A 17,594-nucleotide genomic window follows, 5' to 3' on the forward strand; every position below is an offset into this window, starting at 1 on the left:
ACGGCTATATCACATACAAGTCGACGTACTCATCGACCGGCATCGCTTCGAGCTTTGCCTGGTCCAGCGACACGTCGAGAATCGCTTGTTGCTGCTTGGCCGGAAAGCGGCGGGCAAGGTTGGTCCTGAACTTCTCGACCAGGAGCGGGACGCCTTCCGTCCGGCGCCGCCGATGGCCGAGCGGGTATTCGACCGCCACCTCGGCAAGCTTCGACCCGTCCGTGAACTCGATCGTCAGCGCATTCGCGATCGAGCGCTTGTCCGGGTCGTGATAATCCTTCGTGAACTGCGGATCCTCGACGCACACGGTTTTCGCGCGCAACGCGTCGATGCGGGGATCGGCGGCGGCCGAATCTTCGTAGTCGGCCGCGGTCAGCCGGCCGAACAGCAGCGGCACGGCGACCATGTACTGGATGCAGTGGTCGCGGTCGGCCGGATTGGCGAGCGGGCCCTGCTTGTCGATGATGCGGATCGCGGCCGCGTGCGTGCGGATCGTGATCCGGCTGATGTCGTCCGTCGTGCGGCCCGCGGCGGCGAGCTGCGCGTGCAGCTGCAGCGCGGCCTCGGCGGCCGTTTGCGCGTGAAATTCCGCGGGGAACGCGATCTTGAACAGCACGTTTTCCATCACGTACGTGCCGTACGGGCGCTGGAAGCGGAATGGCTTGCCGTCGAACAGCACGTCGTAGAAGCCCCAGGTCCTGGCCGTGAGCGCCGACGGGTAGCCCATTTCACCCGTTTTCGCGATCAGCGCGAGGCGCACCGCGCGGGACGTGGCGTCGCCGGCCGCCCATGACTTGCGCGAGCCCGTGTTCGGCGCGTGGCGGTAGGTGCGCAGCGCGTGACCGTCGATGAACGCGTTGGATACCGCGTTGACCAGCTCGTCGCGCGTGAGCCCGAGCAGCCGGCCGACGACGGCGGTAGACGCGACCTTCACGAGCAGCACGTGGTCGAGCCCGACCGCATTGAACGAATTCTCGAGCGCGAGGCAGCCCTGGATCTCGTGGGCCTGGATCATCGCGACCAGCACGTCGCGCACCGTGAGCGGCTTCCGGCCGGCCGCGCGGGCCGTGCGGGAGAGCCAGTCGGCCGTCGCCAGGATCCCGCCGAGATTGTCGGACGGATGACCCCATTCGGCGGCGAGCCAGGTGTCGTTGAAGTCCAGCCAGCGGATCATCGCGCCGATGCCGAAGGCGGCCTGGACGGGATCGAGCTGGAAGGACGTGCCGGGCACCTTCGCGCCGTTCGGCACGATCGTGCCGGGCACGACGGGGCCGAGCAGCTTGGTGCAGGCAGGGTAGGACAGCGCCTCGAGTCCGCATCCGAGCGTGTCGATCAGGCAATGACGCGCCGTCTCCAGCGCGAGCGCGCTGTCGATGCCGGCATTCAGCACGTAGTCGACGATATCGACGAGTACCGTATCCGGAGCAGGGCGGACGTTGGAGACCGGGGCGGACATCGAGGGGCCGATGGGAACGCGCTTAGTTCGTTGCCGGCTTCAGCTCGTTCGACTGCGTCGGTGCCGGCGTGCCTTGCGCCATTTCCGGCGTCACGCATTCGTCCGCGAGGCGTTCGCCGCCGTTCGCGTCGGAGAACAGCATCGCCTTGGTCGGGATCACGACCAGCTTGAAGCCTGCTGCCGGATCGTAGAACGTGTCGGCGCCCGTCGTCGTGGCCTGACGCGGCAGCTTGTAGTTCTTCTTCGCCCAGTGAACCGTGACGACCTGGTCGCGCTTCATGTCACCGGCGAGATCGAACGACAGGCCTTCCTTGCAGGACCACTTGACCGCGCCGTCCGGTACCGGATCGACCTTGGCTGCTGCGCGTGCCTGCGCCTTCTTGCTGCGCGGGATGATGCGCTTGGCCGGCGCCGGGCGCTTGGCCGTTGCCTTCTTCGCGGTCGTGGTGGCCGTACCCTGGGCGAACGCGCTCGGAGCCGACACCAGCATCGTGGCGGACAAGGCGCCGATAGCGGTAGCGATCAGGAGTTTCTTCATGGAGTCAGAACCTTTCGATAATCAGTTGACAAGGGCCGGCAATCGAAACTGCCGGCCGGTTTGAAACTGCACGCGCCCCGAAAGCGCGCAGCGGCCGCTATTTTCACCTATTTGGCCGCGTGTATATCAGGTTTTCGGGCTCCGTTACGTTTTTTGTCGTTTCGCAAACCTCTATCCGGTTCGCGCGTCGTCGAATGCATGAAACTCGTGTATCGGCCGGCGGCGCGCGCTTACGGCACGCTGCCCTCGGCGGCGGGGCCGAACAGCGGCGCGGCCTCGGCCGGCACGGGCTGGCCGGTGGCCCGTGCGCGGCGCAGCACCGACCAGTAATAGCGGTAACTCGCGCGATCGTGCAGCGTATCACCATGGCGTGTCGGGCCCCAGTCGGCGGCCTGCGCGGCCAGCAGGATCTCGGCGGCCAGCGCGACCTCGTCGGTGCGCGGCGCGAATGCGTCGACGATCGGGCGGATCTGCGCGGGGTGGATGCTCCACATCCGCGTGAACGCGAATTCGTCGCGCGCGCGGCGTGCATCGCCGGCGACGACGCCCATGTCGCGCACCTCGGTCGTCACGTTGTGCGACGGTGTCTTGCCGTGCGCGTGGCAGGCCGCGGCGATTTCCAGCTTCGCGCGGCGCACGAGCGGATGCTCGAACTGGCCGGGCGAGCGCATCGCGGAATCGGGAATCGCGCCATGGTGCGCGGAGACGAAATCCATCAGCCCGAAGCTCAGCGTGCCGACCGTCGGCAGCGCGGCGAGGGCGGCCGCCTGCGCGAGCGCGCCGTGCGTCTCGACGAGTACGTCGACGGGAATCGGCTGCGCGATGCCGAGCTCGCGGCGCGTGCCTTCGATGAACGCGGTCATTTCGGCGGCATCGGCGGCGCTCGCGATCTTCGGGAGCGTGATGTAGGCGGGGGCACGCGATGTGCGCAGCACGATGCGCACGTCGTCGCGCCAGTGCGGATGGGAAAAATCGTGGATGCGGACGCCGACACGGCCGAAGCGGTTCTCGTCGCTGCCGAGCAGTTCGGTGACGAGTGCCGCGTGCGCGGCTTCCTGGCCGACGGCGGCGCCGTCTTCGCAGTCGAGCGTGATGTCGAACACGGGGCCCAGCTCGGCCTGCAGCGCGAGTGACTTGCGCATCAGCTTTTCGCTGCCCGCGTAGTGATCGCAGCAGGGCAGGATCGCGGGCGGGGACGCCCCGTCGTACAGCACTTGTGCGGGAGTGAGCGCGGCCATCTCGTCTACGTCAGGGAAGCGGGTCAACGTGGAGAAAATCGGATTCGGGCGCGTTCTGGGCCGGTGCGCGGCGGGCGCGGGGCGGCAAAACGAGCGCGGATCGGATCGGTCGGCCGGGCCGGCGGCATGCCGGCCCGGGCCGAAACCGGGCTGCCCGAGGGCCGCCCGGCGAGGTGCGATATGCTTAGTTCTTCAGCAGGTGGGCGACGCCATCGCGCTCTTCGAGCAGCTCGGCCAGTGTGCCGTCCATCTTCTCGCGCGAGAACGCGTCGATTTCCAGGCCTTCGACGCGCTTGTATTCGCCGTTTTCGCAAACGACCGGCACGCCGTAGATGATGTCTTCGGGGATGCCGTACGAGCCGTCCGACGGGATGCCCATCGTGACCCACTTGCCGTTCGTGCCGAGGACCCAGTCACGCACGTGGTCGATCGCTGCGTTCGCGGCCGACGCTGCCGACGACAGGCCGCGCGCTTCGATGATCGCCGCGCCGCGCTTGCCGACGGTCGGGATGAACGTGTCGCGGTTCCACACGTCGTCGTTGATCAGCTTCAGCAGCGATTCGCCTTCGGCGGTCGCGAAGCGGAAGTCGGGGTACATCGTCGGCGAGTGGTTGCCCCACACGGCGAGCTTCTCGATCGATGCGACCGGCTTGCCCGACTTCGCCGCGAGTTGCGACAGCGCGCGGTTGTGGTCGAGGCGCAGCATGGCCGTGAAGTTCTTCTTCGGCAGATCCGGTGCCGACTTCATCGCGATGTAGGCGTTCGTGTTCGCCGGGTTGCCGACGACCAGCACCTTCACGTCGCGGCTCGCGACTTCGTTCAGCGCAGCGCCCTGGACCGTGAAGATTTCTGCGTTTGCCGACAGCAGGTCCTTGCGCTCCATGCCCTTCGAGCGCGGACGTGCGCCGACCAGCAGTGCGACGTCGGCATCCTTGAATGCGACCTTCGGATCGTCGGTGATCACGACGCCCGCGAGCAGCGGGAACGCGCAATCGTCGAGTTCCATCACGACGCCTTTGACGGCGGCTTGGGCTTGCGGGAGGTCGAGCAGTTGCAGGATGACCGGCTGGTCCTTGCCGAGCAGGTCGCCGTTCGCGATGCGGAACAGCAGGGAGTAAGCGATTTGACCTGCGGCGCCGGTGACGGCAACGCGCTTTGCGGGCTTAGCCATTGAAAATCTCCAGGACGGGTGAAGCGTTGGACACTCGCGAAAACGCCATTTTATGCGCGTTGTGCTGAGTGTTGCATTGAAGCAGGGCGGAGGACTCGCGATGGCAGACGCGGTGAACCTGGAGACGGCCGTGGCACGTAGCCGGGGACGCGCTTTTGCACCCGCGAACCCTTGCTCGACCCGGAGTGTAGGAGCCGTCCGGCTCAAAGTCAAACGGTATCATATGTCTTATATAAGACAGATGTTTTGCGGAAATTGAGTGGACTTAAAAGTGCGGTTTGTGATGAAATGCGCGCCATGACATCGAACCAGGCGAATACCGCGAATCAGACCGGCGCAGGCGGCCCAGGGCAGCCGGGCGCGAGCGATCCCGCACCCTCGCCTGCGGCTGCTCCGTCGCCGACGTTCAGCCCGTTATACCAGCAGATTAAGTCATTGATCACGCAAAGTCTCGAAACCGGTGAGTGGAAGCCGGGCGAGATCATCCCGAGCGAGGTGGAGCTCGCGGCCCGCTACAAGGTCAGCCAGGGCACCGTCCGCAAGGCGATCGACGAGCTGGCCGCCGAAAACCTCGTGGTCCGGCGGCAGGGCAAGGGTACTTTTGTTGCAACGCACAATGAAGATCGCGCGCAGTTTCGCTTCCTGCGGCTGCTGGCCGACGACGGTGCCGAGCATCCGCACGTGAGCCGCCTGCTCGAATGCCGCCGCCTGCGTGCGCCGGCCGAGATCGCGCGGCAGCTCGACCTGAAGCCGGCCGATCCCGTCGTGCAGGTGCGCCGCCTGCTGGAGTTCGAGAACGAAGTGACGGTGCTCGACGAGATCTGGCTGCCGGGCGCGATGTTCCGCGGGCTCACGTTCGAGCGGCTGAGCGAGTACAAGGGGCCGCTCTACGCGATGTTCGAGACGGAGTTCGGCACGCGGATGATCCGCGCGACGGAAAAGATCCGCGCGGTGGCGGCGGAGCCGGCGGTGGCCGACCTGCTGCACGTGCCGGCAGGTTTCCCTTTGCTGTCGGTCGAGCGCGTGTCCTATACATACGGAGACCGGCCGGTGGAAGTGCGTCGCGGCTGGTATGTCACAACCGGGTACTACTATCAGAATGACTTGAGTTGACGGTGTATCGGCTCAAGCCGAGTGCGTTCGCGTTCCCCACGTTCGCGAAGCACGTTTCGGGCCGCCTTTGTTCTTGTTCGCGCAACTATCCAGAGCAGACTTTCGCTGCAGCGCGATATAAAAAGGCGCTAAAATCGCGGATTAGTGTGACAACATAGTAGGGGTCTAGCATGACTGATGCAGTAAGAAAGCCGAGGCCGGAATACCGGAACATCGGAATCGGCGACATCACGTTGAAATATCGCATGCCCGCGGCGGCGATATTGTCGATTCTCCATCGAGTCAGCGGCGCGCTGCTGTTCTTGTTCCTGCCGTTCCTGCTGTTCCTCTTCGACCAGAGCCTCACGTCCGAGCTCAGCTTCGAAGTCTTCAAGGCTTTCCTCTCCAACATCATCGTCAAGCTGATCGTCCTCGCACTGTCGTGGGCCTTCTTCCACCATTTCTGCGCCGGCATTCGCCACCTGCTGATGGACGTCAACCACGACGCCGTCTCGAAGGAAGGCGGCAAGCGGACGGCAATCGTCGTCTTTGTCGTCTCGATCGCGCTGACGATCGCCATGGCACTCAAACTGTTCGGAGCATTCTAAGAAAATGGCAGCCAATAACCGAATCGGCTCGAAGCGCCTCGCCGTCGGCGCACACTACGGCCTGCGCGACTGGCTTGCGCAGCGCATCACCGCCACGATCATGGCGGTCTACACGGTCATTCTGCTCGTCCTGTTCTTCGGCGCGCACGATTTTTCGTACGAAGGCTGGGCATCGATCTTCGCCGCGCAATGGATGAAGCTCGCGACCTTCGTGATGCTGCTTTCCCTCTTCTACCACGCATGGGTCGGCGTGCGCGACATCTGGATGGACTACGTGAAGCCCGTCGGTGTGCGCCTGCTGCTGCAATCGCTGACCATCGTCTGGCTGCTCGCATGTGCGGGCTACGCCGCGCAGATTCTCTGGAGAGTGTAAAGAATGGCTGCAATCAAAACTTCCCTCCCGCGCCGCAAGTTTGACGTCGTGATCGTCGGCGCAGGCGGCTCCGGCTTGCGCGCGGCGCTGCAACTGTCGCGCGCGGGCCTGTCGGTCGGCGTGCTGTCGAAGGTGTTCCCGACCCGTTCGCACACGGTGGCCGCGCAGGGCGGTATCGGCGCGTCGCTCGGCAACATGAGCGAAGACAACTGGCACTACCACTTCTACGACACGATCAAGGGTTCCGACTGGCTCGGCGACCAGGACGCGATCGAGTTCATGTGCCGCGAAGCGCCGAACGTCGTGTACGAACTCGAGCACTTCGGCATGCCGTTCGACCGTAACGCGGACGGCACGATCTACCAGCGCCCGTTCGGCGGCCACACCGCGAACTACGGCGAGAAGCCGGTCCAGCGCGCCTGCGCGGCCGCCGACCGTACCGGTCATGCGCTGCTGCACACGCTGTACCAGCAGAACGTCGAAGCGAAGACGCAGTTCTTCGTCGAATGGATGGCGCTCGACCTGATCCGCGACGCGGAAGGCGACGTGCTCGGCGTGACGGCCCTCGAGATGGAGACGGGCGACGTCTACATCATGGAAGGCAAGACGACGCTGTTCGCGACGGGGGGCGCAGGCCGGATCTTCGCGGCATCGACCAACGCGTTCATCAACACCGGCGACGGCCTCGGCATGGCGGCGCGTTCGGGCATCGCGCTGCAGGACATGGAGTTCTGGCAGTTCCACCCGACCGGCGTGGCCGGCGCGGGCGTGCTGATCACCGAAGGCGTGCGCGGCGAAGGCGGTATCCTGCGCAACGCGAACGGCGAGCGCTTCATGGAGCGCTATGCACCGACGCTGAAGGATCTGGCGCCGCGTGACTTCGTGTCGCGTTCGATGGACCAGGAAATCAAGGAAGGCCGCGGCGTGGGTCCGAACAAGGATCACGTGCTGCTCGACCTGTCGCACATCGGCGCCGAGACGATCATGAAGCGTCTGCCGTCGATCCGCGAAATCGCGCTGAAGTTCGCGAACGTCGACGCGATCAAGGAGCCGATCCCGGTCGTCCCGACGATCCACTACCAGATGGGCGGCATCCCGACCAACATCCACGGTCAGGTCGTCGGCACGACGCGCGGCGGTCACAAGGATCCGGTCAACGGTTTCTACGCAGTGGGCGAATGCTCGTGCGTGTCCGTGCACGGCGCGAACCGCCTCGGCACGAACTCGCTGCTGGACCTCGTGGTGTTCGGCCGTGCGGCCGGCAACCACATCGTCGAGCACGTGAAGAACCAGAAGGAACACAAGCCGCTGCCGGCCGATGCAGGCGAATTCTCGCTGGCACGCCTGGCGAAGCTCGACAAGTCGACCTCGGGTGAATACACGCAGGACGTCGCGAACGACATCCGCTCGACGATGCAGAAGCACGCAGGCGTGTTCCGCACGTCGGAACTGCTGAAGGAAGGCGTCGACCAGATGGCCGGCCTGAAGGCACGCGTGGAAAACATCCACCTGAAGGACAAGTCGAAGGTGTTCAACACCGCGCGCGTCGAAGCGCTCGAGCTGGAGAACCTGATCGAAGTTGCTCGCGCAACGATGGTGTCGGCGGAAGCTCGCAAGGAAAGCCGTGGCGCACACGCCCACAGCGACTACGAACACCGCGACGACGAGAACTGGCTGCGCCACACGCTGTGGTACAGCGAAGGCGATCGCCTCGACTACAAGCCGGTTCAAATGAAGCCGCTGACGGTCGAATCCGTGCCGCCGAAGCCGCGCACGTTCTAAGCCGAGTCAAAGGAATCCGAAATGGCAAAACGCATTTTTGAAGTCTACCGCTACGATCCGGACAAGGACGCAGCGCCGCGCATGCAGACGTACGAGCTGGAGCTCGAGCACGAGCGCATGCTGCTCGACGCACTGGTCAAGCTGAAGGCCGTGGACGAGACGCTGTCGTTCCGCCGTTCGTGCCGTGAAGGCGTGTGCGGTTCGGACGCGATGAACATCAACGGCAAGAACGGTCTCGCGTGCCTGACGAACCTGAACGACCTGCCGCAGAAGATCGTGCTGCGTCCGCTGCCGGGCCTGCCCGTCGTGCGTGACCTGATCGTCGACATGACGCACTTCTTCAACCAGTACCACTCGATCAAGCCGTACCTGATCAACGACGCGCCGCCGCCGGAGAAGGAACGCCTCCAGTCGCCGGAAGAGCGCGACGAGCTCGACGGCGTGTACGAGTGCATTCTGTGTGCGAGCTGCTCGACGTCGTGCCCGAGCTTCTGGTGGAACCCGGACAAGTTCGTCGGCCCGGCCGGCCTGCTGCAGGCTTACCGCTTCATCGCGGACAGCCGCGACACGGCTACCGGCGAGCGTCTCGACAACCTGGAAGACCCGTACCGTCTGTTCCGTTGCCATACGATCATGAACTGCGTCGACGTTTGCCCGAAGGGCCTGAACCCGACGAAGGCGATCGGCAAGATCAAGGAACTGATGGTTCGCCGCGCTGTTTAAGGTCGAGATGAGCGATTCGCATCAATCCGACCCGCACCGTCGCGCACGCCTCCGCTGGCGTGCGCGGCGGGGTCTGCTGGAGAACGACATCATTTTCGAGCGTTTCTTCAGCAGATACGAGCATGACCTCACCGATGCAGACGTAGGCGCGTTGTCGCGCCTGCTCGATCTGAGCGACAACGACCTGATGGACTTGCTCCTCGCGCGCAAGGAACCAGAAGGCGACCTAGACAGCCCGGATATTCACCGGCTGTTGGAGATGCTGCGCAACGTGTAACGCCAACGCGTAACACGCTGTGCCCGTTATCGAATCCCGTTTCTTTATTTCGATTGAGGATGTGCCATGACTCCGTCTGATGTTAAAGCCACGCTATCGTTCAGCGACAACTCGCCGAGCGTCGAACTGCCGATCTACAAGGGCACGATGGGCCCGGACGTGATCGACATCCGCAAGCTGTACGGCCAGACCGGCAAGTTCACGTACGACCCGGGCTTCATGTCGACGGCAGCTTGTAATTCGGCGATCACGTACATCGACGGCGACAAGGGCGAGCTGCTGTACCGCGGCTACCCGATCGACAACCTCGCGCAAAACGCGGATTTCCTCGAAAGCTGCTACCTGCTGCTGAAGGGCGAGCTGCCGAACGCAGCGCAAAAGAAGGAGTTCGTCGACACCGTCACGAAGCACACGATGGTGCACGAGCAGATGCACTTCTTCTTCCGTGGCTTCCGTCGCGACGCACACCCGATGGCGATCCTCGTCGCCGCAGTCGGCGCGCTGTCGGCGTTCTACCACGATTCGCTCGACATCAACGATCCGCGTCACCGTGAAGTGTCGGCGATCCGCATGATCGCGAAGCTGCCGACGCTCGTCGCGATGGCGTACAAGTACAGCATCGGCCAGCCGTTCGTGTATCCGAAGAACTCGCTGTCGTACAGCGCGAACTTCATGCACATGATGTTCTCGAACCCGTGCGAAGAGTACAAGGTCAACGACGTGCTCGTTCGCGCACTCGACCGTATCCTGATCCTGCACGCCGACCACGAACAGAACGCATCGACGTCGACCGTCCGTCTGGCCGGCTCGTCGGGCGCGAACCCGTTCGCGTGTATCGCTGCCGGTATCGCCTGTCTGTGGGGCCCGGCGCACGGTGGTGCGAACGAAGCCGCGCTGAACATGCTCGAGCAGATCGGTTCGCCGGACAACATCCCCGAATTCATCAAGCAGGTGAAGGACAAGAATTCGGGCGTGAAGCTGATGGGCTTCGGTCACCGCGTGTACAAGAACTACGACCCGCGTGCGAAGCTGATGCGCGAAACGTGCTACGAAGTGCTGAACGAACTGGGCCTGCACGACGACCCGCTGTTCAAGCTCGCGATGCAGCTCGAGAAGATCGCGCTGGAAGACGAATACTTCGTGTCGCGCAAGCTGTACCCGAACGTCGACTTCTACTCGGGCATCGTCCAGCGCGCGCTGGGCATCCCGACGTCGATGTTCACGTGTATCTTCGCGATGGCACGTACGGTCGGCTGGATCGCACAGTGGAACGAAATGATCGGCGATCCGGAACAGAAGATCGGCCGTCCGCGTCAGCTGTTCATCGGCGATACGCCGCGCGAAGCGAAGCCGCTCGACGCACGTTAAGTCGTGCGCGGCGCGAACGGCCGGCAGGCCGCTCGCGTCAGGCGATCGCAACGCCACGACACCCCGACGGGTCATCCCGTCGGGGTGTTTTCATTTGTGCGGCCGAACTTCGCTCGGGCCCGCGCGGCGTTCCAGCGACGGCGGGCGCGTGTCGAGTGCGGGCGCGTCGTGATCGGGCGCGTGGCCGTGCTGCACGAAGAATTGCCGGTATGCGCCGGGCGTCATCCCGCGTGCGGCGAGGAACTGGCGATTGAAGTTCGCGGCATTCGGAATGCCGCAGCGCGCAGCCACGGTCGCGATCGGCCAGTCGGTGCCGACGAGATGACGGCACGCGTGCGCGAGCCGCAGCCGCTGCACGTAGCGGCCGACGCTTTCGCCAAGGTGCCGGACAAACAGGCGCTGCAAGGTGCGTTCGGACATGTGCGCGGTGGCGGCGAGCGCGTCGATGCGCAACGGTTCGTGGAAGTGCCGGTCGATCGCGTCGAGCACGCGGTCGAGGCGTTCGGCTTCGGGGGCGGCGACGTTGGCGGGCGGTGTCGTACCGTCGGCCCGGTCGTATGCATGCGCGGTGGCGAGCGGTTCACCGCCGGCTTCCGCGAGATCGGCGAGCGTGTCGAGTGCGGCCGCGAGCCGTGTGCGTGGCGACGGATCGAGCAACTGCGGCAGCCGTGCGCGCATCGCACGGGCCGCGTCGGTGTCGAAGCGCAGGCCCGGTGAGGCACGCCGCAGCAGCGAGCGCAGCGCTGCGTATTCGGGGCAACAGTCGGCCAGACGCCGCGCCCAGTCGCCGTCGAACCAGATGACGAGCGCGACTTCGGGGGCATCGCGATCGATGCGTGCATTCGACGACCAGGTATGCGGCAGGTTGGGCGGCACGAGCACCAGGTCATCGTCCGCGTAGTGCGCGACGTGATCGCCGATGAAGCGCCGGCCACGGCTGTTGAGCGTCAGCGTCAGCTCGTATTCGGGATGGCGATGCCATTCGAATGGAATGCGCGCGAGCTGACGGTGATATATGCGGATCGAACAGCCGGAGGCGAACGTCACGTGCTCGTACTGCGGTTTCATCGCGGCCTCCGGAGGGAGCCGGCATCGCGCCGTGGCATGATCGTGAGCGATCGTCACGAAGGAGCGATGCCATGTTTTCACATGTTTGCGTGGGGGTGACCGATACTTCGCGCGCCTACGATTTCTACGCGCCGCTGTTCGCGGAACTCGGGCTGCGCCTGAAATTCCGCGAGCCGGACGGCTGGTCGGGCTGGATGCCGGCCGACGCCGACCGGCCGCTGTTCTTCTTCGGCCACCCGCTCGACGGCCGCGCGCCCGAACCGGGCAATGGCCACACGATCGCGTTCGATGCGCCGACCCGCGCACACGTCGATCGCTGCCACGCGCTCGCGCTGCGTCATGGCGGCACCTGCGAAGGGCCGCCGGGCCTGCGGCCGCACTATCACCGCGACTACTACGGCGCGTATTTCCACGATCCGGACGGCAACAAGCTGTGCGTGGTCTGCCATCGCCCGGCGTGACCTACGGTTGTCAGGATTGTATCGACAGTTGGCCGGATAGTGGTAATCGAGGTCGCGTGCCGGCCGTACGCTGACAGCACATCACGACACCTGTCAGCGAGGAGACCACGATGCAACTGACGATTGACGACCTGCCTGCCGCGATTCGCGACGCGAAAAGGGCGCTGCGCGCCGACCTGCCCGGTTATGCGGCCACGTTTCGCGAGCTGGAGGGCGATATCGCGCGGCAGGTCGACGTGATTCGCCGTGCGCATGCGCATGGTCGTGACGTCATTCCGGTGGTGCCGTTCGCGGACATAGCGGGCGGGACGGTCGATCCGCGCGCGATCGCCGCGATCCGCACGCATGGCGCGGTCGTGATCCGTGGCGTGTTCGACCCCCGGCAGGCGCGCGACTGGAACGACGAGATCGGTGCCTACCTGGACGCGAACCGCTTCACCGACCGGTTGCACGCACGTGCCGAGGACCGCTATTTCGGCAACCTCGCGTCGGGCAAGCCGCAGATCTACGGCGTCTACTGGTCGAAGCCGCAGGTGGCTGCGCGCCAGTCACCGGCACTGACCCGGGCGCGCGTGTTCCTGAACCGCCTGTGGCGGCACGCGGACGGCGGCCGCACGCACTTCGATCCCGACCAGGTGCCGGCCTATGCGGACCGGATTCGCCGCCGCCCGCCCGGCTCGACGTCGCTCGGGCTGTCACCGCATGTCGACGGCGGTTCGGTCGAACGCTGGCTTGGCGCGAATTTCCGGCAGGTCTACCGTCACGTGCTGGCCGGCCGCTGGCGCGACTACGACCCGTTCGATGCGGCGTTCCGTCCCGATGTCGAGGAGATTCCGTCGCCGGCCGTGTGCTCGATGTTCCGCACGTTCCAGGGCTGGACCGCACTGACGCCGCAGGGGCCCGGCGACGGTACGCTGCAGTTGATCCCGGTTGCGAACGCGATGGCCTACGTCGTCCTGCGGGCGCTGCAGGACGACGTGGCCGACGACGACCTGTGCGGCGCGCGCCCGGGCCGCGCGCTGTCGATCCGGCCCGAATGGCACGCGCTGCTGCTCGACGCGCTGGTGCCGATCCCGCACATGGAGCCGGGCGACGCGGTGTTCTGGCACGGCGACGTCGTGCACGCGGTCGAGGATGCGCACCGCGGCAGCGGCGACAGCAACGTGATGTACATCGCGGCCGCGCCCGGTTGCGCGAAGAACGACGCGTACCTGCAGCGCCAGCGCGCTGCGTTCCTGCGCGGCGAGAGCCCGCCCGATTTCCCGGCCGATCATTTCGAGGTCGAATTCGACGGGCGCGGCGGGGAGGGCGATCTCACGGCGCTCGGCCGTTCGCAGATGGGGTTCGGGGCGGGCGTATAGCAAGCGCACCGCACGTGAAAGCGGCGGGTCGCCGGGCGGCGAACGGCGGGCTGCCGAATCCGCTGCGTGACGCGTGCAATTCGACGCAATCGGCTGTCGGCGCAGCCGAAATCGACGCGAATTGCGCAATTTGGCTTCCGATAATGGTCCGGACACAACGCAGCCGCCCCGTGTGAAGCACGGGTGTGGCGCTGACCATGGAGGAGTCGATGCAATTCACGCAAGCGATCGTTCGCCGTCCCGCGCCGTCCTGTGGCGCGGGCCTGACCACGGCCGAACTCGGCGCGCCCGATTACGACAAGACGCTCACCCAGTTCCACGCATACTGCGAAGCGCTGCGCATGCTCGGCGTCGCGCTGACCGAACTGCCGCCGCTGGAGGCCTTTCCCGATTCGCACTTCGTGGAGGACACCGCGGTCGTGACGCCCGAATTCGCGGTGATCACGCGCCCTGGTGCGCCGGCGCGGCGGGGCGAGACGGTGCATATCGAAGCGGCGCTGGCCGCGCATCGCGACCTGCTGCCGATGCAGGACGGCCGTCTCGACGGCGGCGACGTGATGCAGGTCGGCAAGCGCTTCTACATCGGCCTGACGGGCCGCACCGACGCCGATGGTATCGCCGCATTCGAATCGCTCGTGTCGCGCTACGACTATTCGGTCGTCGCGGTGCCGGTGGGCGCCGGCCTGCATCTCAAGTCGGTCGTCAACGCGCTCGGCGACGACACGCTGCTCGTGACCGAAGCGCTGGCCGCGCATCCGGCCTTCGCCGACTATCGCCGGATCGCGATCTCGGCCGCCGACGAATACGCGGGCAACACGCTGCGCGTGAACGGCACGCTGATCACCCCGGCCGGCTACCCGCGCGTGCACGACGCGATCGCGTCGCTCGGGTTGCCGCTGCACGTGATCGATACGAGCGAGTTCCGCAAGATGGACGGCGGCCTGACCTGCCTGTCGCTGCGGTTCTAGCCGATTGGCGCGCGGCCGCTTCGGCCGGATAATGTGGCCCCCGCGCGGAACAGGAGACGTTCCGCGCACCAGCCACGACCCGACCGGAGCGAACGCGGATGACCGACAAGAAGATGCAGCTCGACAAGATCGATCTCCGGATCCTCGACATCCTGCGCACCGACGGGCGGATTTCCTACCGGAAGCTGTCCGAGCTCGTGAACCTCACGCCGCGGCCGTGCCAGGCGCGCGTGGAGCGGCTCGAGGCGCTTGGGGTGATCGAAGGGTACCGCGCGGTGATCAAGGCGCCGCGCGCGACCAAGCCGATCGTCGTGATCGCGCAGGTCACGCTGGCCGACCACGGGCGTTCGCAGGCGCCGTTCGAGGACGACATGCGAGCGAATCCGGCCGTGCTCGATTGCTGGCTCGTCAGCGGCACGTTCGATTTTCTCGTGCGGCTCGCGTGCGAGGATCTCGACGAGTACCGGCGAATCGCGAACGCATGGCTGGAAAGCCCGCGTTTCCGGATCGAGAAGATCGTGACGACGGCCGAACTGCAGGCGATCAAGCGCAGCATCGTGTGATGCGGCCGGCCGGGGCAGGCCGGTTTCGACGCGAATGACCGGGGCTAACGATCTGCATTCCGAATCAAATCGTCAGGCTCCAATCGAACCAGGATGAACACTATGGATGCTTTGCAAGCGGCGGCGGAGACGGCCGCACCGTCCGGAACGACGCTCAAGCGGCGTCTGCAGGGCCGCCACATCGCGATGATCGCGATCGGCGGCTCGATCGGCACGGGGTTGTTCGTCGCGTCGGGTGCGTCGGTCGCGCAGGCGGGGCCGGGCGGGGCAATCGCCGCGTATATCGCGATCGGGATGATGGTGTACTTCGTCGTCACGGGCCTGGGCGAGATGGCCGCGCTGATGCCGGTATCGGGCTCGTTCGCGATCTACGGCGAGAAGTACGTCGACGAAGGCTTCGGCGTCGCGCTCGGCTGGACCTACTGGTACAGCTGGGCCGTGACGATCGCGATCGAGCTGGTCGCCGCGCAGATCGTGATGCGCTACTGGTTTCCGACCATACCCGGCATCTGGTGGGGCGCGGGTTTCCTCGTGCTGATCTTCCTGCTGAATACGCTGTCGGTGCGCGGCTTCGGCGAATCCGAATACTGGTTCTCGCTGATCAAGGTCGTCACCGTGGTCGCGTTCATCGCGGCCGGGCTGCTGATCGCTGCGGGCCTGATCGGGAACGGGCATCCGGTCGGCTTGCGCAACTTCACGACGGGCGATGCGCCGTTCGTCGGCGGGGTGCACGCGATGATGAGCGTCGCGCTGATCGCGGGCTTCTCGTTTCTCGGCACCGAGCTGGTCGGGATCACGGCAGGCGAATCGGAAAACCCGCGCAAGACGATCCCGCGTGCGGTGAAGCAGATCTTCTGGCGGATCATGCTGTTCTACGTGTTCGCGATCTTCGTGATCGGGCTGCTGGTGCCGTACACGGATCCGAACCTGCTGAAGAGCGACGTGACCGACATCGGCGTGAGCCCGTTCACACTGGTGTTCAGCCACGCGGGATTCCGGCTCGCGGCCGGCGCGATGAATCTCGTGATCCTGACGGCCGTGCTGTCGGCCGGCAATTCCGGGACTTACGCGGCCACGCGGATGCTGTACAACCTCGCCGCGGAAGGGCGCGCGCCGGCGATGTTCGCGACGTTGTCGCCGGGCGGCGTGCCGCGCAACGCGCTGTACGCGACGATGGCCGTCGGCGGGCTGTGCTTCCTCACGTCGCTGACCAACAACCAGAGCATCTATCTGTGGCTGCTGAATACGGTCGGCATCACCGGCTTCATCGCGTGGCTCGGCATCGCGGTCTGCCATTACCGGTTCCGCAAAGGGTTCCTGAAGCAGGGCTACCGGCTCGATCAGCTGCCGTACCGCGCGAAATGGTTCCCGTTCGGGCCGCTGTTCGCGATCGCGATCTGCATCGTGATTTCGCTCGGGCAGGATTACCAGGCGTTCTTCGCGGCCCGCATCGACTGGATGGAAGTGCTGTCGATCTACGTGTGGATTCCGCTGTTCGTCGCGATCTGGTGGGCGTATCGCCGTGCGCGCAAGAGTCGGCTCGTGCGCTACGAGGAGATGGACATCGGGCCGTGGCTGACGCGTTCGGTCGAGGCCGTCGATGCAGCGGCCACGCAGCACGGGCAGTCGCACTGACTGCCTGGTATCGAAAGCGCGGTAACGCGGGCCGGCCGTGTCGTACGGCCGGCGCCGATGCGGCGGCGGCCGTGCACGAAGCGGCACGGATGCCGTTCGCCGCTACTTGTCCAGCTCCGGATAGTGCCGGAAGATACCCATGTCGTTGAACGGAATGCGACGTTCCGACTCGAGATAGCGCGCGACAGGCGGATGCAGCGCAACGCGATCATGCAGTGCAACCAGCGCCGCGATCTTCCGCTCCGCACGCTTCATCGCTTTCGGAAACGCGTAGCGCAGGCCCTCGATCAACTGGAACATCGACAGGTCCGCATAGCTGAGTGCGTTGCCGGCGAGGTAGCCGCTCTTGTGCGGATTCTGGTCGAGTACGCGCTCGAAGTAACCGAGGAATTTCGGCAGCCGGTTTTCCAGGAAATCGGCCGCACGCTCGGCGGCTTCCGCCTGCTGATCCTCATAGTAGAGGCCGCTTGCGATCGGATGATGCGTGTCGTGGATCTCGGTGACGAAATCGGCGACGGTCAACTGAAGCTGGTGCACCCACAGCCGGCCGGCTTCGTCGTCGGGCGTGAGCCCGAGCCGCGCGCCGAGAAACAGCAGGATGTTCGCGGTCTGCCCGACGACGACGTCGCCGGCCTTCAGGAACGGCGGCGCGAACGGCACGCATTCCGCCTTCGTGCTGTCCATCATGCGCATCATTGCCGGCACACCCATGCCGCGCCCCGATTCACGTGCGACGTCGACATAGTCGGCTTCGGCCGCTTCGAGTGCGAGCCGCACGTACTCGCCTCGGCCCTGGATCTCGGGCCAGTAATACAGTTCGTATCGCATGCTGTTTTCCCGTTCGTTGAACCGGCTGCCACCGGCATCGTGACGACCGGGCGGCCACGCGTCGCGGGCCACCCGCTGCGAATA

General features: G+C 65.4%; 18 protein-coding genes. 12 read left to right on the forward strand and 6 right to left on the reverse strand.

The genetic code is table 11. The features are described from left to right. Positions 1-4 precede the first annotated feature (4 nt). From LXE91_RS30205 to LXE91_RS30220, 4 genes are all read right to left on the reverse strand, one after another. A complete protein-coding gene (locus LXE91_RS30205) occupies positions 5-1,456 on the reverse strand; it encodes a bifunctional 2-methylcitrate dehydratase/aconitate hydratase (RefSeq protein WP_039358237.1) in 1,452 nt (483 codons plus the stop codon). A 22-nt stretch (positions 1,457-1,478) separates the two neighbouring features. After that, positions 1,479-1,994 (reverse strand): hypothetical protein, encoded by a 516-nt coding sequence (locus LXE91_RS30210; protein WP_034185790.1) that lies wholly within the window; start codon positions 1,992-1,994, stop codon positions 1,479-1,481. Between the two features lie 230 nt (positions 1,995-2,224). Further along, the gene (locus LXE91_RS30215) at positions 2,225-3,232 is read right to left on the reverse strand and encodes an HpcH/HpaI aldolase/citrate lyase family protein (RefSeq protein ID WP_039358242.1); all 1,008 of its coding nucleotides are present in this window, start codon (positions 3,230-3,232) and stop codon (positions 2,225-2,227) included. A 184-nt stretch (positions 3,233-3,416) separates the two neighbouring features. Continuing rightward, entirely contained in the window at positions 3,417-4,403 is a 987-nt protein-coding gene (locus LXE91_RS30220; protein ID WP_006754984.1) for a malate dehydrogenase, read from the reverse strand. 288 nt (positions 4,404-4,691) lie between these two features. Here LXE91_RS30220 and LXE91_RS30225 point away from each other — a divergent pair, with 288 nt between their 5' ends. The 7 genes from LXE91_RS30225 to gltA all read left to right on the forward strand — a co-directional run bounded on the left by LXE91_RS30225 (position 4,692) and on the right by gltA (position 10,626). Continuing rightward, positions 4,692-5,516, forward strand: coding sequence for a GntR family transcriptional regulator (locus LXE91_RS30225; RefSeq protein WP_039358249.1), 825 nt, complete (start codon positions 4,692-4,694; stop codon positions 5,514-5,516). A 170-nt stretch (positions 5,517-5,686) separates the two neighbouring features. Next, positions 5,687-6,103: a succinate dehydrogenase, cytochrome b556 subunit gene (gene sdhC, locus LXE91_RS30230; RefSeq protein WP_039358252.1), complete on the forward strand. Its 417-nt coding sequence runs from the start codon at positions 5,687-5,689 to the stop codon at positions 6,101-6,103. A 4-nt stretch (positions 6,104-6,107) separates the two neighbouring features. Continuing rightward, entirely contained in the window at positions 6,108-6,476 is a 369-nt protein-coding gene (gene sdhD, locus LXE91_RS30235) for a succinate dehydrogenase, hydrophobic membrane anchor protein (protein ID WP_046544091.1), read from the forward strand. Between the two features lie 3 nt (positions 6,477-6,479). After that, entirely contained in the window at positions 6,480-8,258 is a 1,779-nt protein-coding gene (gene sdhA, locus LXE91_RS30240; RefSeq protein WP_039358255.1) for a succinate dehydrogenase flavoprotein subunit, read from the forward strand. Positions 8,259-8,279: 21 nt separating this feature from the next. Further along, positions 8,280-8,981, forward strand: a complete 702-nt coding sequence (locus tag LXE91_RS30245; RefSeq protein ID WP_011355743.1) for a succinate dehydrogenase iron-sulfur subunit — start codon at positions 8,280-8,282, stop codon at positions 8,979-8,981. A 7-nt stretch (positions 8,982-8,988) separates the two neighbouring features. Then, positions 8,989-9,258, forward strand: coding sequence for an FAD assembly factor SdhE (locus LXE91_RS30250; protein ID WP_039358259.1), 270 nt, complete (start codon positions 8,989-8,991; stop codon positions 9,256-9,258). 66 nt (positions 9,259-9,324) lie between these two features. Beyond that, positions 9,325-10,626: a citrate synthase gene (gltA, locus tag LXE91_RS30255; protein ID WP_039358262.1), complete on the forward strand. Its 1,302-nt coding sequence runs from the start codon at positions 9,325-9,327 to the stop codon at positions 10,624-10,626. Between the two features lie 90 nt (positions 10,627-10,716). Here gltA and LXE91_RS30260 read toward each other — a convergent pair whose 3' ends face one another. Continuing rightward, positions 10,717-11,694 (reverse strand): helix-turn-helix domain-containing protein, encoded by a 978-nt coding sequence (locus LXE91_RS30260; RefSeq protein WP_039358265.1) that lies wholly within the window; start codon positions 11,692-11,694, stop codon positions 10,717-10,719. A 71-nt stretch (positions 11,695-11,765) separates the two neighbouring features. Between LXE91_RS30260 and LXE91_RS30265 the strand changes: the two genes are divergently transcribed. The 5 genes from LXE91_RS30265 (at position 11,766) to LXE91_RS30285 (ending at position 16,682) form a co-directional block, all read left to right on the forward strand. Then, entirely contained in the window at positions 11,766-12,155 is a 390-nt protein-coding gene (locus LXE91_RS30265) for a VOC family protein (RefSeq protein ID WP_039358268.1), read from the forward strand. A gap of 110 nt (positions 12,156-12,265) precedes the next feature. After that, positions 12,266-13,516, forward strand: coding sequence for a DUF1479 domain-containing protein (locus LXE91_RS30270; RefSeq protein ID WP_039358270.1), 1,251 nt, complete (start codon positions 12,266-12,268; stop codon positions 13,514-13,516). Positions 13,517-13,725: 209 nt separating this feature from the next. Beyond that, a complete protein-coding gene (locus tag LXE91_RS30275) occupies positions 13,726-14,484 on the forward strand; it encodes a dimethylarginine dimethylaminohydrolase family protein (RefSeq protein WP_039358362.1) in 759 nt (252 codons plus the stop codon). A 98-nt stretch (positions 14,485-14,582) separates the two neighbouring features. Then, positions 14,583-15,047 (forward strand): Lrp/AsnC family transcriptional regulator, encoded by a 465-nt coding sequence (locus LXE91_RS30280; protein WP_039358272.1) that lies wholly within the window; start codon positions 14,583-14,585, stop codon positions 15,045-15,047. 102 nt (positions 15,048-15,149) lie between these two features. Then, entirely contained in the window at positions 15,150-16,682 is a 1,533-nt protein-coding gene (locus tag LXE91_RS30285; protein ID WP_039358275.1) for an amino acid permease, read from the forward strand. 102 nt (positions 16,683-16,784) lie between these two features. On the opposite strand, the gene LXE91_RS30290 is transcribed toward LXE91_RS30285, so the two are convergent. Then, positions 16,785-17,510 (reverse strand): glutathione S-transferase, encoded by a 726-nt coding sequence (locus LXE91_RS30290; protein ID WP_039358278.1) that lies wholly within the window; start codon positions 17,508-17,510, stop codon positions 16,785-16,787. Positions 17,511-17,594 lie beyond the last annotated feature (84 nt).

The organism is Burkholderia contaminans (assembly GCF_029633825.1).
GTDB lineage: Bacteria > Pseudomonadota > Gammaproteobacteria > Burkholderiales > Burkholderiaceae > Burkholderia > Burkholderia contaminans.